13 protein-coding genes and 2 pseudogenes are annotated in these 13227 nt (G+C 57.0%); 2 read left to right on the plus strand and 13 right to left on the minus strand.

Annotation, left to right across the window (positions count from 1 at the left end; translation table 11 throughout):
- Positions 1–211 precede the first annotated feature (211 nt).
- Together uraA and ACO6BQ_RS09785 are read left to right on the plus strand one after the other, a co-directional pair.
- On the plus strand, positions 212–1471 hold the full coding sequence (uraA, locus tag ACO6BQ_RS09780) for a uracil permease (protein ID WP_489120688.1): 1260 nt from the start codon (positions 212–214) through the stop codon (positions 1469–1471).
- Positions 1468–2334 carry an RluA family pseudouridine synthase gene (locus tag ACO6BQ_RS09785; RefSeq protein WP_489120689.1) on the plus strand — a complete coding sequence of 289 codons (867 nt, stop codon included), beginning with the start codon at positions 1468–1470 and terminating at the stop codon, positions 2332–2334. The genes uraA and ACO6BQ_RS09785 overlap by 4 nt, the downstream gene beginning before the upstream one ends.
- Positions 2335–2398: 64 nt before the next feature.
- Here the strand turns inward: ACO6BQ_RS09785 and ACO6BQ_RS09790 are convergent, their stop codons facing one another.
- The 13 genes and pseudogenes from ACO6BQ_RS09790 to ACO6BQ_RS09850 all read right to left on the minus strand — a co-directional run.
- Positions 2399–3172 (minus strand): basic amino acid ABC transporter substrate-binding protein, encoded by a 774-nt coding sequence (locus tag ACO6BQ_RS09790; protein ID WP_489120690.1) that lies wholly within the window; start codon positions 3170–3172, stop codon positions 2399–2401.
- Between the two features lie 99 nt (positions 3173–3271).
- Positions 3272–3568 carry a zinc-ribbon domain containing protein gene (locus ACO6BQ_RS09795; protein ID WP_314664894.1) on the minus strand — a complete coding sequence of 99 codons (297 nt, stop codon included), beginning with the start codon at positions 3566–3568 and terminating at the stop codon, positions 3272–3274.
- 219 nt (positions 3569–3787) lie between these two features.
- Positions 3788–4711, minus strand: a complete 924-nt coding sequence (locus ACO6BQ_RS09800; protein WP_489120691.1) for a DUF1848 domain-containing protein — start codon at positions 4709–4711, stop codon at positions 3788–3790.
- Between the two features lie 93 nt (positions 4712–4804).
- Entirely contained in the window at positions 4805–6091 is a 1287-nt protein-coding gene (locus ACO6BQ_RS09805) for an ArsB/NhaD family transporter (protein ID WP_489120692.1), read from the minus strand.
- Positions 6092–6123: 32 nt separating this feature from the next.
- Positions 6124–6420 carry a hypothetical protein gene (locus tag ACO6BQ_RS09810; protein ID WP_489120693.1) on the minus strand — a complete coding sequence of 99 codons (297 nt, stop codon included), beginning with the start codon at positions 6418–6420 and terminating at the stop codon, positions 6124–6126.
- A gap of 57 nt (positions 6421–6477) precedes the next feature.
- Positions 6478–8145 (minus strand): glutamine--tRNA ligase/YqeY domain fusion protein, encoded by a 1668-nt coding sequence (locus ACO6BQ_RS09815; RefSeq protein WP_489120694.1) that lies wholly within the window; start codon positions 8143–8145, stop codon positions 6478–6480.
- Between the two features lie 30 nt (positions 8146–8175).
- Positions 8176–8964 carry an HD domain-containing protein gene (locus tag ACO6BQ_RS09820; RefSeq protein ID WP_489120695.1) on the minus strand — a complete coding sequence of 263 codons (789 nt, stop codon included), beginning with the start codon at positions 8962–8964 and terminating at the stop codon, positions 8176–8178.
- 58 nt (positions 8965–9022) lie between these two features.
- On the minus strand, positions 9023–10003 hold the full coding sequence (gene ftsZ, locus ACO6BQ_RS09825) for a cell division protein FtsZ (protein WP_489120696.1): 981 nt from the start codon (positions 10001–10003) through the stop codon (positions 9023–9025).
- A 27-nt stretch (positions 10004–10030) separates the two neighbouring features.
- On the minus strand, positions 10031–10918 hold the full coding sequence (locus ACO6BQ_RS09830; RefSeq protein ID WP_489120698.1) for a DMT family transporter: 888 nt from the start codon (positions 10916–10918) through the stop codon (positions 10031–10033).
- A 3-nt stretch (positions 10919–10921) separates the two neighbouring features.
- Positions 10922–11641: an amino acid ABC transporter ATP-binding protein gene (locus ACO6BQ_RS09835; RefSeq protein WP_489120697.1), complete on the minus strand. Its 720-nt coding sequence runs from the start codon at positions 11639–11641 to the stop codon at positions 10922–10924.
- On the minus strand, positions 11634–12293 hold the full coding sequence (locus tag ACO6BQ_RS09840; protein WP_106627203.1) for an amino acid ABC transporter permease: 660 nt from the start codon (positions 12291–12293) through the stop codon (positions 11634–11636). The genes ACO6BQ_RS09835 and ACO6BQ_RS09840 overlap by 8 nt, the downstream gene beginning before the upstream one ends.
- A gap of 183 nt (positions 12294–12476) precedes the next feature.
- Positions 12477–13139 (minus strand): annotated as a pseudogene (locus ACO6BQ_RS09845) (methyl-accepting chemotaxis protein); the annotation flags it as partial.
- Positions 13138–13227: pseudogene (locus ACO6BQ_RS09850) on the minus strand (secretion protein HlyD); the annotation flags it as partial. The pseudogenes ACO6BQ_RS09850 and ACO6BQ_RS09845, both read right to left, overlap by 2 nt.

Here is a 13227-nt window from a genome sequence, read left to right on the forward strand (position 1 = left end):
TGCGGGCAAAAAAGATGCGTCAAGATGGCGGCGCTGAATTTATCAGTGCTTCCTTAAATCCACAAGAATGCACGGATAATGATTGTCCCCTGCCGCTGTCTATGGTATCATAGGAACGTCTGTCATAGACAAGGAGCTTCCTCATCGCCGAGCAGAAACCTGCCGCCGAGCTTCCTATATTTCTATTTTCATCTGAAACGGAGTGATTCCCATGTCGCAAAGAACCATTGATACCACGGAGCGCCCGCCGCTCCTGACCACCATCCCGCTGTCCCTGCAGCACCTCTTCGCCATGTTCGGCTCGACCGTACTCGTGCCGATTCTCTTTCACGTCAATCCTGCGACCGTGCTGCTCTTCAACGGCATCGGCACACTGTTCTACCTCATCCTCTGCAAAGGGAAAATCCCTGCATACCTTGGCTCGAGTTTTGCCTTCCTCTCCCCTGTCTTCCTCGTGCTCTCCCAATACAGCTATGAGGCGGCACTTGGCGGCTTCATCGTCGTCGGTATTGTCTTCTGTATCGTCAGTTTCATCGTGCACACCATCGGGACGAGTTGGATTGACGTGATCTTCCCGCCTGCCTCGATGGGTGCGATTGTCGCTGTCATCGGTCTGGAGCTGATGCCAACGGCGGCAAACATGGCGGGGCTGACGGGCGAAAACACGGATACCACTGTCATCTTCGTTTCAATCGCAACCCTTGCCATCACCATCTTTGCCTCAATGGCATTCCGTGGATTCCTCTCCATCATCCCGATTCTCATCGGCATAGTCGCTGGCTATGTCATCGCGTTCACCGTCGGCATTGTCGATCTCTCGCACGTTGAGAGTGCACCGTGGTTTGCGATTCCGACCATCTATACGCCGGAGTTCGACCTGCGTGCCATTCTCATCATCCTGCCCGCCTCCATCGTCGTCATCGTGGAGCACATCGGACATCTCATTGTCACAGGCAACATCGTCGGGCGCAACCTCGCTAAGGATCCGGGGCTCGACCGCTCCCTCCTCGGCAACGGCGTTTCGACAATCTTCTCCGGCTTCTTTGGCTCAACGCCGAATACAACCTACGGTGAGAACATCGGTGTCCTCGCCATCACAAAGGTCTACTCCACATGGGTCATCGGCGGTGCCGCCATCTTTGCAATCCTGCTCTCCTGCCTCGGCAAGCTCGCCGCACTCATCCAGAGCATTCCAACCCCCGTCATGGGCGGCGTCTCCATGCTGCTCTTTGGTGTCATCGCTGCCTCGGGCATCCGCATCCTCGTGGAGGCGAAGGTAGACTACAACAATCCGATGAACCTCCTCCTCACCTCCATCGTTATGGGGCTCGGTGTATCCACCGCAAGCCTTACGATTGGAACGGTCACGCTGCGCGGCATGGCACTCGCAACCGTCGTCGCAATCATCCTCTCCATCTCCTTCCGCATCATCCTCGCCCTGCGTCGTTCGGAGCAAACGCGAAGCGAATGACGGAACACATCGTCACGCTGCCGACGGAGGAGGAATGCCCTGCCAAGGCGTATCTCATGCGCGTGTGCGGAATTTCGTCGGGACTGTGGAAACGCATCAAACACAGCGGGACATTCGCCGTGAACGGCGTGCCCGCCATCGCCGCGCGTACCATGCTGCACACGGGTGACATGGTATCCTATGAGCTGCCGATCGTCAGCTCCGTCACCCCCGAGCGGCTTCCGCTCGCAATCGTCTACGAGGACAATGACCTCCTCATCATCGACAAACCCGCAGGTCAGCTTGTGCATCCGACCACAAAGGAAGTGCACGGAACGGTCGCAAATGCCGTGCTCGGTTTTTACGAAGAGCACGGCACACGACTTGACTTTCACCCGTGCCACCGCCTCGACCGCAATACAACGGGACTCCTGCTCATCGCGAAACATCCCGAAGTGCAGTATCAAATAGCAAAGCAAAACACTCTGACACGCGCCTACCTTGCACTGATTGACGGAGTGCTCACACCAACGGAGGGCACAGTAGACGCACCAATTGCACGTGCGCTGCCGAGCATCATCCTGCGCTGCGTCTCTCCTAATGGAAAACCGGCGCGTACGCATTATCGGACGACGTGGACGAATGGCAGACATACACTCCTGCGTCTGCAGCTCGAGACGGGACGCACCCAGCAGATTCGCGTGCATCTCGCCCACCTCGGCCATCCCCTGCTCGGTGACGACCTATACGGCGGCAGCAAGGATCTCATCCCACGCCACGCACTCCATTCAGCTCAACTCACCCTCACGCATCCGCGCACAGGTGAACGGCTCTCTATAGCATCTCCCCTGCCTAATGATATGGCGCGCATCCTATCACGGTAGGCATAGAAAAGCCCCGCAGACGGATTTTCTCCATCTGCGGGGCTTTTTGTCATTCAGCGATTTCTTACTTGCTCGCACCGAACCACTTCTGATAGATCTTGTCGTATTCGCCGTTCTCATGCAGCTTCTTGAGAGCCTCGTTGACCTTCTTCTGGAGGTCAGCGTTGTCCTTCGCCATCGCAATGCCGTAGTCCTCGGCAGAGAGCTTGTCCTCGAGGGACTTCACACCGACCGCCTGTGTCTGCTTGATGTAGTAGTCGTTGACAGGGCGGTCATTGACGACAGCATCCACGCCGCGCGCCTTGAGCTCCATGAAGCAGTCTGCGGGCGTGTTCAGCTCAGTGACCGTAACGCCCTCCATCTCCTTGACCATGTTCGCACTCGTCGTACCGATCTGAACGGCGACCTTATGCCCCTTCAGATCCTTGAACGACTTAATCGCTTCCTCATCGCTGCGGACAATCATCGTAAGACCCGACTGGTAGTACGGATCGGAGAAGTTCACCTTCTGCTTGCGCTCATCATTGATCGTCATGCCGCTGATGATGACATCAATGTTCTTCGCCTGAAGCGCAGGGATCAGACCATCAAAGCCGATGTTCTGGATCTCTGCCTCGCTGCCCATCTCCTTTGCGACCGCACGGATGAGATCCATGTCGAAGCCCTGATATTCCTTCTGCCCCTCATCCTGGAACTCGAACGGAGCAAAGTCAACCGCAGCACCAACGCGCAGCACCTTGCTCTCCTGCTTTGCCTGATCTCCACCGCCGCCGCAGCCGACAAGCGCGAGACTCACGAGAGCACCGGTCAGAACAAGTGCCAATTTCTTCAGTTTCATAGGAAAGCCTCCTCAAATGAGATAAAATCAAAAGAGGGACGCCGCACACAAGGCAGCAATCCCTCCCATGAAGGAACCCTGAGCGTCCCTCAAAAATCCTTAGAAACGTGCTGCGCGCTTCGAGTTGAAGCAGTCGCGGCAGTAAACCGGGCGATCCGTCTTCGGCTCGAACGGGACTTCCGTGTCCTTGCCGCACTCGGCGCAGACCACATGGAACATCTGACGCTCGCCGCTGCTCTGCTCGTCACGACCGCGACGACGCTTGTCACGGCAGTCACGGCAGCGTGCCGGCTCGTTCTCAAAGCCCTTCTCTGCGTAAAACTCCTGCTCACCGGCCGTGAACACGAAATTGCCGCCGCATTCCTTGCATACGAGTGTCTTGTCTTCAAATGCCATTCTTCCACAATCTCCCTTGAATAATTATAGAGTCTCTCCATTCGCCGAACTGGGAAAGCGTTCACTGAGATTATGGTACGGCAAAGCTTGATTACATAAACAAGGCTTCACTCGTTCATTGAACGACTATCAGGTCTTGAGGAACGGATTTCAACGCTCTGTATTATACAGAGGTTTTTCATAAAGTGCAAGCATTTTTTCTATGCTCCACGATATTGGTCAAAACAGACTCTCCTGAACGTCGAGCCAGCTCACCTGCACCGCATCGTGCACACGGTCGCTCGTCTCTGCGTGCCCAATGAGAAAAGGGGATGCAGGATCGTGGCGGCGGCGGTTCCTCTGTACGCGCGTAAAATGCGTATTGGCGTAGCAGTAGCGGCAGAGGTGCGGACAGCTGTCATACGCGCCGATGTCCGCGCCGAGGTAGCAGTCACACTCCTTCCGCTGACGCTGATACTTCGGAAAGCGGATGCGCCGGCCAAGTGCCCGCTCGTAGATGCGCGGCGTCATACAGCCGCCTGTGTCAGCACCGTATGCAGCGAGTTCATCCCCGCCGCACGGGTAGACGGTCATCCCGTACGCTTTTGCCGTCTCCACAATATACGCGCCGAGCTCCATGCGCTTCGCGTGTGTTACCTCACGCCCCTCGGGGAAGTTCCGCCGCGTCTTGGCATAGCGCATGAGGAAGCTGATGACGACCATCGAGGTCGCCCCTGCAAGCATCTCTGCCATCATGGAAAACTTCCGTCGATGCCAGTCGATCGTATGACGTTCGTCGAGGATGATGGGATCGTACCGCCAGCCAATTGCGTGCACGCCAACAATCTCCGAGAGCCGGCGAAAGGTATGCGCGACCTCCTGCCACGCAGGCACATACGCTTCGATGTCCCTGCCGTATGGCGTGATGGTGACGTACCAGAACTGTCCGAACGGTGCGAGAACCTCCATGTGCGGGAGCATGGCCGCAGGGTTCTTCGTGCAGAATGCGATGAGATCGACAACAGACGGGTCGAGGAGGTAGCGCGTGACCTGCCGCTCGTCGTAGGGATTGCGTACACAGACCTCGCCCGCACGCAGACGGTTCACGAACCACGGCGCATAGAATGCGGGAATGTCCGTGCGCATCCCCGTATGCAGAATCATTGTCACTCCCCCTTTCTCACAGAATAACACGTACAAATACAAAATGAAATCCCCAACTGTCAGAACGGTTGGGGATTTCAGGATCAAACATACTCAGAGATAGCGAAGATAGACATAGATGTTCGAGATGATAATGGTGAAGATCATGACGGGGAACGCGACTTTCATAAAACCGAGAAAGGAAATCGGTCGTCCGCGCTGTGCCGACATAGATGCGACAACGACGTTTGCACTCGCACCGATGAGCGTTCCGTTGCCGCCAAGGCACGCACCAAGTGCGAGCGACCACCAGAGCGGATCTAGGTTCGTGAGCCCCATCTGCCCCATATCCTGAATCAGCGGAATGAGCGTCGCAACAAACGGAATGTTGTCAATGAATGCCGATGCGAATGCGCTCATCCACAGGATGAGGATCGCCGTCGCCTCGACATCTCCGCCCGTCGCCTTGATCGCCTCGGCCGCGAGCATACGGATAACACCCGTCTCAACAAGTGCGCCGACGAGGATGAAGAGTCCGCCAAAGAAGAAGATCGCCGGCCACTCGATCTTGGAGAGCACCTTGACAATCGTGTTCTCATCACGCATCGCCGTGAGGAGGAGCAGCAGCCCTGCGCCCGAGAGCGCGACCGTTGCAGACTCAAGCCCGAGACTGCCATGCAGGACGAAGAGTGTGATCGTCAGGAAGATAACGGCAAGACATTTGCGCAGGAGGCTGTGATCCGTAATCTGCGCCCCTGCAGGAAGACGCATGATCTTGTCCTGAAGCTCCGACTGTGTGTGCAGACTCTTTCGGTAAAGCGCGATAAGAATGAATTGTACTAAGATAAAGATAATTATAGAGACAAGCGTCAAGTTTTCCACGAACGCCATGAAGTCGAGTCCAACCGCACTGCCGATCATGATGTTCGGCGGATCTCCAATGAGCGTTGCCGTTCCACCGATATTGGAGGACAGGATCTGCGAAATGAGGTAGGGCATGACGTCGACTTTGAGCTGTGATGTAATGCTGAAGGTGATGGGCACGGTCAGCAGAACCGTTGTGACGTTGTCGAGCAGAGCCGAGCAGGCCATCGTGATGGTCGAAAGCACAACGAGGAGGGCGATCGGCTGCGCCTTGACCTTCTGTGCCGCCCAAATCGCAAGGAAGTTGAAGAGTCCCGTCTCACTCGTGATGTTCACAATAATCATCATGCCCATGAGCAGTCCCAGCGTGTTGAAGTCAATGTGGTGAACTGCTGTCTCCTGGCTGATAATCCCAAAGAGTATCATGAGCATTGCGCCAAACAGTCCGACAATCGTGCGGTGCACCTTTTCGGAGATGATGAGCGCGTACGCGATGACGAATATGACAATCGCCACAATCGTTGCATTTTCCATCATTACACATCCTTCTTCTCGTTACGAGAAATCCATCACGTCGCCGTGATGATTACCTGTCGACCCTTGCGCTGAATCTTGAGCCGATAATGCTGCACGCCTTCCTGTGCCAGGGACAGCTTCAGCTCCATCAGCGCACGGCCGAGTTCATCCGCCTGTGCGGAGGAAAGCCCCGCGCGGGCAAGGTCGGCGGGAGGTTCCTGCGCCGCCTGTAGGCGTGTGCGCTCCTCTTCCTGCCGTTCCTTTTTCAGCAGAACCTCGGCGAGGGTTTCCTCCTCCTCGAAGCCCTGCATCATATCCTTGTCAGATCGATTCTTCGGTATTTTTGCCACAGCAAACCTCCTCATACCGTCCCCATCGGGCGGTGCATAGACATGGACGGGAAAGAACTACTTCACCTTGCTCCATGAGTCCTTCAGCCCGACAATGCGGTTGAACACGATATGATCCGGCGTTGTATCCGGGTCAACAACAAAGTAACCAACGCGCAGGAACTGATAATGCGCCCCTGCCGCCGTGAGCCGAACACTCGGCTCCACCTTTGCGTCCGTCAGTACCTCGAGTGAGTGGGGATTCAGTGCGTCGATGAAATGAGCAGGCTCCTCCTCGCCCTCGGGGATATCGCGCAGGAGACTCTCGTAGAGCCTGACCTCCGCCGTGAGTGCATGCTCCGCCGCAACCCACTGGATCGTGCCCTTCACCTTGCGGTTCGCCGCAGCACCGCCGCTCCGCGTCTCGGGGTCATATGTACAGCGCAGCTCTGTGATCTCTCCCGCAGCATTCTTTATAACTTCCTCACATTTGATGATGTAGGCATGTTTGAGACGCACCTCGCCGCCCGGCTTCAGACGGAAGAACTTCTTCGGTGCATCCTCCATGAAGTCCTCGCGGTCGATATAGAGCTCACGGGCGAACGGCACATAACGCTGTCCGCCGTGGGTCGGGCTGTTTTCGGCGAGCAGATACTCCGTCCCGCCCTCGGGATAGTTGGTGATGACCAGCTTCAGTGGGCGCAGCACCGCCATAACGCGCGGCGCGTTGCGGTTCAGCTCGTCGCGGACGCTGTGCTCGAGCATGGCGCTGTCCACCGTGCTGTTGCTCTTGGCAACGCCAATCTCCTCGCAGAACGCACGCACTGCCGCAGGCGGATAGCCGCGGCGGCGCATCCCCGAGATGGTCGGCATACGCGGATCGTCCCAGCCGCGCACATGTCCCTCCTCGACGAGCTGGCGCAGCTTGCGCTTGCTCGTGATCGCCCCCGAGAGGTTGAGGCGTGCAAACTCGATCTGACGTGGACGCTCACCCGCAGGAAAGCCGAGTGCCTCGAGCAGCCAGTCATAGAACGGACGGTGCTCCTCGAACTCAAGCGTGCAGAGCGAGTGCGTAATGCCCTCGATTGCATCCGAGATCGGATGAGCAAAATCATACATCGGGTAGATGCACCACGCATCCCCCGTCCGATGATGCGGCACATGGGCGATACGATAAATCACCGTGTCGCGCATCACGAGATTCGGCGATGCCATGTCGATTTTTGCCCGCAGGACACGCGCACCGTCGGAGAACTCACCTGCGCGCATACGCGTGAAGAGATCGAGATTTTCCTCCACGGAGCGGTTGCGGTACGGACTCTCCACACCTGCCTCAGTCAGCGTTCCGCGATGGGCGCGGATCTCATCCGCCGAGAGGTCGTCCACATAGGCAAGCCCCTTCTTTATCAATGTTACTGCATATTCATACATCTGCTCGAAGTAATCCGATGCGTAGAAACAGCGGTCGTCCCACGAGAAGCCGAGCCAGCGGATATCCTCCTGAATGGAGTCCACATACTCGACATCCTCCTTCGTCGGATTTGTGTCGTCAAAGCGCAGATTGCAGAGGCCACGGTAGTCCTCGGCAACGCCGAAGTTGAGACAGATGGACTTCGCGTGCCCGACGTGCAGGTAGCCGTTCGGCTCGGGCGGGAAGCGCGTGTGAATCCCCTCTGCGTGCCGTCCCGCACGCAGGTCCTCGTCGATGATATTTCGGATAAAATTCGATGTCTTTACGTCCGCCATGTCCCTATCCCTCGATCCGTATAATTCCAATCAATCGTTCTGTGCACAGAGCCGTTCGATATAGGTGCGCAAACGCGCGACACCCTCGGCAATGCCATCCTGCGCCGGAAGGCTCTCAATAAAGGCGTCCACATAGCCGCGTTCCACAATGCGGCGCAGCGTCCACATGAAATTGATGTCATAGATCCACATGAGCCGCACAATCTTGCGGTCACCGTGCGTACGCAGACGATAGTAGTCCGCCTGTCGTCCCGCTGCGAAGTCCGCCACGAATTCGGGGCTGACCTCCTGCGCCGCATCCGACGGTACAAAGTTCGGTGCTTTCTCCGCCCCATCGGGTGCGAGGAACGGCAGCAGCACGCGGTAGATGTCGAGCTTGTCCGCGTCGCGGATGAGCTTCGCGAAAAACAGCTTTCGCTCATCGTCCGTCGGCGCAATTTCCTTCTTGTTGTGGTGCTTGATGGCAAAGCGCACAACATCGGCATCCGCAGGCGTGAGCCGCTCCAAAAAATCTACGTCCTCCGCGAGCACCTTCAGACCAAGCTCCGCATGATCCTCCGATGCCGCATCGTTGAACGTCTGATAGACAGCATATTGTCGGAAACGTCCCACATCGTGAAAGAGACCGATGATCTCGGCGAGTGCAGTGTCGTGCTCGCTGCATCCGAGATGCTTCGCAAGCGCACGCGCATTCGTCGTGACATAGCCCGTGTGAATCTCTTTGAGACGAATCCCGCGCATGACATCGGGATCGTCCGTGCGGAAGGAACGCATATAGTCGTACATCCATCGGTGCATCTTATGCAGGACTTCTTTCATCGATCTACGTTCCTCCTTTCACATACCGACCCACTTTGATGGGCTTTCCCCTATCCGTTCATCCCTGTGACGCAGGGATATAGGTATCATCAAAGTCCGTGGCAATGAGCGTTGCCTGTACCCTGCCCGCCATTTCAGGCTGTACGACGAGTCCCACAATCACGTTGACCTCGGGGTGCGCATTCCGATGAATATAGTGCACCGCCTCATCGACATCGCGCAAACTCATTGCAGGGCTTCCCGTAATGTTCAGCACAACGCCGCGCGCCCCCTCGATACCGCGATCGATGAGCGGGCTCTCGATTGCCTTGCGCACCGCCTTCTGGGGACTCTCGTCCGTACCAATCGCGAGCAGGGCATCGCTCGATCCCCCCTGTCGGAAGATCGTCGTCACATCGGCGAAGTCAACATTGATGACCCCCGTCGTGAGGATCAACTCCGCCACACAGCCGACCGTCTGCCGCAGCACCTCATCCGCGAGAGAAAAAGCATCGACAAAGGACATATTGCGATCCGGTGCGATCTTGAGCAAATTGTCATTGCGAACCGTGATGAACGCATCCGTATATCCCTGCATGCGAGCAATGCCCGCCTGCGCCGTCTGCATCTTGCGTGCCATCTCAAAGTGAAATGGCGTGGTGACAACACCAATCGAAAGAATGCCCATCTCCTGTGCAATCTCCGCCACAACAGGCGCAGCTCCGGTCCCAAATCCGCCGCCCATCGTGGCTACGATAACGACGAGATCCGTTCCCTCAAGGAGTGCACGAATCTGCTTTTCCGACCCGCGCGCCGCCTGTTCGCCGAGTTCGACCCGTCCGCCCGTGCCGCGCCCGTTCGTCAGCCTCTCCCCGACGGGCAGCACCGTGATCCCCTGTTTGTGCAGGGTATTCAGCTGGCGCAGATCGGAGTTGAGCCCAATGAGAGTGATGTCGAGGTCGTATTTTTCACGGACACAGCGCACAATGTTATTGCCGCCGCCGCCAACGCCGACCACTTTGATGGTGATTTTCGGTTTGATAATTTCAGCTGCCGGCATATACATACTCCTATCGAAGTACCAAATTCATCCGTTATTCTGCGATTTCCCTGTCCCGCGCACCGGTGCCATAAGCGCACCGCCGAGGAGGAGCGCACAGCCCAGCAGCTGAACGCCGCTCATCGTCTCCCCGAGGACAATCCAGCCCGCCACGGCGGCAAAGATTGCCTCCGTCGACATGAGAATCGCCGCCTGTGTCGGCTCAACATACGCCTGTCCGAGAATCTGACAGGTATAGGCAACGCCGCAGGAGAACAGACCGGCGTAGAGGATCGGAACTGCCGCGCCCCAGATATCGCTCCACGCGAAGCTCTCATAGATCACAGCAAGGACAGCACTGCCAATGGTACAGATAATCATCTGCATAAAACAGAGCTCAATCGCATCAACGGCACGCGCATAGCGGTCAATGAGCAGAATCTGTGCCATCCAAAAGAAGGAGCAGATGAGGACGAGCAGATCGCCCGTGTTGATTGTCGTCTCCCCATGCGCGGAGAGGAAGTAAACCCCTGCAAACGCAAGGACGGCACCGCCCCACTGCACTGCTCGGACACGCTGTCCGAGCAGGACAGCGGCAAGCGGAACGAGGACGATATAGACCGTGGTAATGAACGCCGTCTTACCCGCCGTCGTGTAGAGGAGCGCGACCTGTTGGAGCGTCACGCCGACAAACATCGCGAGCCCCACGGGAATCCCCGCGCGAAAGCCCGAGCGAAACGTACCCGCACGCCTCTGCTCTGCACGCTTGTCACGATAGAGAAACCACAGTGCCCCAATGAAGAGAACGCCCAGTGCAAAGCGTGCGGCTGCGTAGGTATATGGACCCAGTCCCTCCATCCCGAGGATCTGGGCGACAAAGGTCGTGCCCCAAAAAAACGATGCAGCCAGCAGCATCAAAGTCCCGCGCAAGTGCATCAATCAGAGCACCTTCGACAGGAAGCTGCGTGTGCGCTCCTCCTTCGGGTTCTCAAACACCTCGCGCGGCACGCCCGACTCGATGATGCGGCCCTCGTCCACGAAGAGCAGACGGTCGCCCACCTCGCGGGCAAAGCCCATCTCATGCGTGACAATAACCATCGTCATGCCCTCGTTCGCAAGTGCGCGCATGACATCGAGCACCTCGCCGACCATCTCGGGATCGAGCGCCGAGGTCGGCTCATCGAAAAGCATGACCTTCGGACGCATGGCGAGCGCACGCGCGATTGCCACGCGCTGCTGCTGACCGCCCGAGAGATTGTCGGGGTAGGCATCCGCCTTTTCCGCGAGTCCCACGCGCGCGAGCAGCTCCCGCGCCGTCTTCTCCGCCTCGTCGCGGGCGACATGCTTCACCTTCATCGGTGCGAGCATGATATTCTCAAGCACCGTCATATGAGGAAAGAGGTTGAACCGCTGGAACACCATGCCGACCTCTTCGCGCACCTTATTGATATTCGCCTCACTGGAGAGCGTGATGCCGTCAACGACGACCTCCCCCCCCGTCGGCTCTTCGAGATGGTTCATGCAGCGCAGCAGTGTACTCTTGCCCGAGCCCGAGGGACCGATGATAACGACAACCTCTTTCTCATCAATCGAGAGGTCGATCCCCTTCAACACTTCGTCCGCGCCAAATGCCTTACGCAGCCCCTTAATCTCAATCATGGACGCGATACCTCCGTTCCAGATACGCGACGAAGCGCGAGATGGTCAACGTCATCACGAGATAGATGACGGCGACGCTCATCCATATTTCAAACGAGCCATAGGTCTTTGCGATGATGAGCTGTCCGCGCCGCGTCAGCTCCTCGAAACCGATGACCGAGACCAGGGACGAATCCTTGAGCATGGCGATGAACTCGTTGCCGAGCGGCGGGATGACACGCTTGAACGCCTGCGGCACAATGATGTAGCGCATCGTCTGCAGCCACGTCATACCGAGCGAACGCCCCGCCTCCATCTGCCCGTCGTCAACCGACTGGATGCCCGCGCGAAAGATCTCCGCCACATACGCGCCGGAGTTGATGCCGCACGCAGAGATCGCCGCGATGAACGGATCGATGCGCTGCCCCGTGATGACAGGCAGCGCGAAGTAAAAGAGAAAAATCTGCACGAGCAGCGGCGTCCCACGGAAGAACTCCACATAGACCTCCGCGAGCATACGCAGCACGCGCAGATTCGAGATACGTGCCACACCCACGATCAGACCGATCACAAAGCCGATCGCCGTCGACAGCACCGTGATCTGGATCGTAACCCCCGCGCCGATGAGCAGCAGCGGGAATGAGTTGACCACGAGATTCATATCAAAGTTCATAAGCCCATCCATTCTCCCCATATCCATGATATTCGTGCATAAATAGCCGTTCTCCATATTATATTTCAATCACAGAGTGCTGTCAATAAATTCAGGCTCTTTGTCGAAATTGGATTGTGTCAATGACGAAAAATACGCCCCACGCGCCGGATATGAACGCCGACCCGCGGGGCGCAATTCACTTTACAATTTCTTGGACAGCTCCTCAATGCTGTCGGACATCGCTTTCGCTTCCTCGACAGAGGCACTGATCTCCTTCATATTAGCCGCCTGATTCTCAATCAGACCGTTGATGGACTTGATACGCTCGGTGATATGACTTGCCGCCTTCTCCATCGATTCGAGTGCCTCAAGGATCTTGCTCGCGGCATCACGGCTGCTGTCGGCGAGCTTGCCAACCTCCTCCGCAACCACCGAGAAGCCGCGCCCTGCCTCGCCCGCGCGTGCAGCCTCGATGGAGGCATTCAGTGAGAGAAGGTTCGTCTGCTTCGAGATCGTCATGACAAGCTCGGACATTTTGAGCGTGTTCTCCGTCTGGCTGCGCGTATCCTCTGCTGCCTGGGTGATCTCCTCCTGCACATTTGTGATCTCGACCGTGCGCTCCGTCGTCTGACTCACGCTCGTAGTAATCGCATCAATGGCCCCATACAGGCTGCTGAGCATCGTCTCAAGCTCACCATAGAACTTTTCCTTACGCTGCGTGTTCTGTTCAATTTCCTCCTGCTTTTTCTTCTCCGCGTCAATGTCAACAAAGACCCCGATGATCTCCTCGGGATGCCCGTTCTTGTCGCGTACGACATTGCCGGAGGCATGATACCAACGGTAGCTGCCATCGTGAATCTTGAGGAAGCACTGATAAATTCAGCACCGCCATCTTGACGCATCTTTTTTGCCCGCACTGTGTCGGCAAATCCTCCACATAGCCCTTGCTATG

The organism is Centipeda sp. (in: firmicutes) (assembly GCF_057271695.1).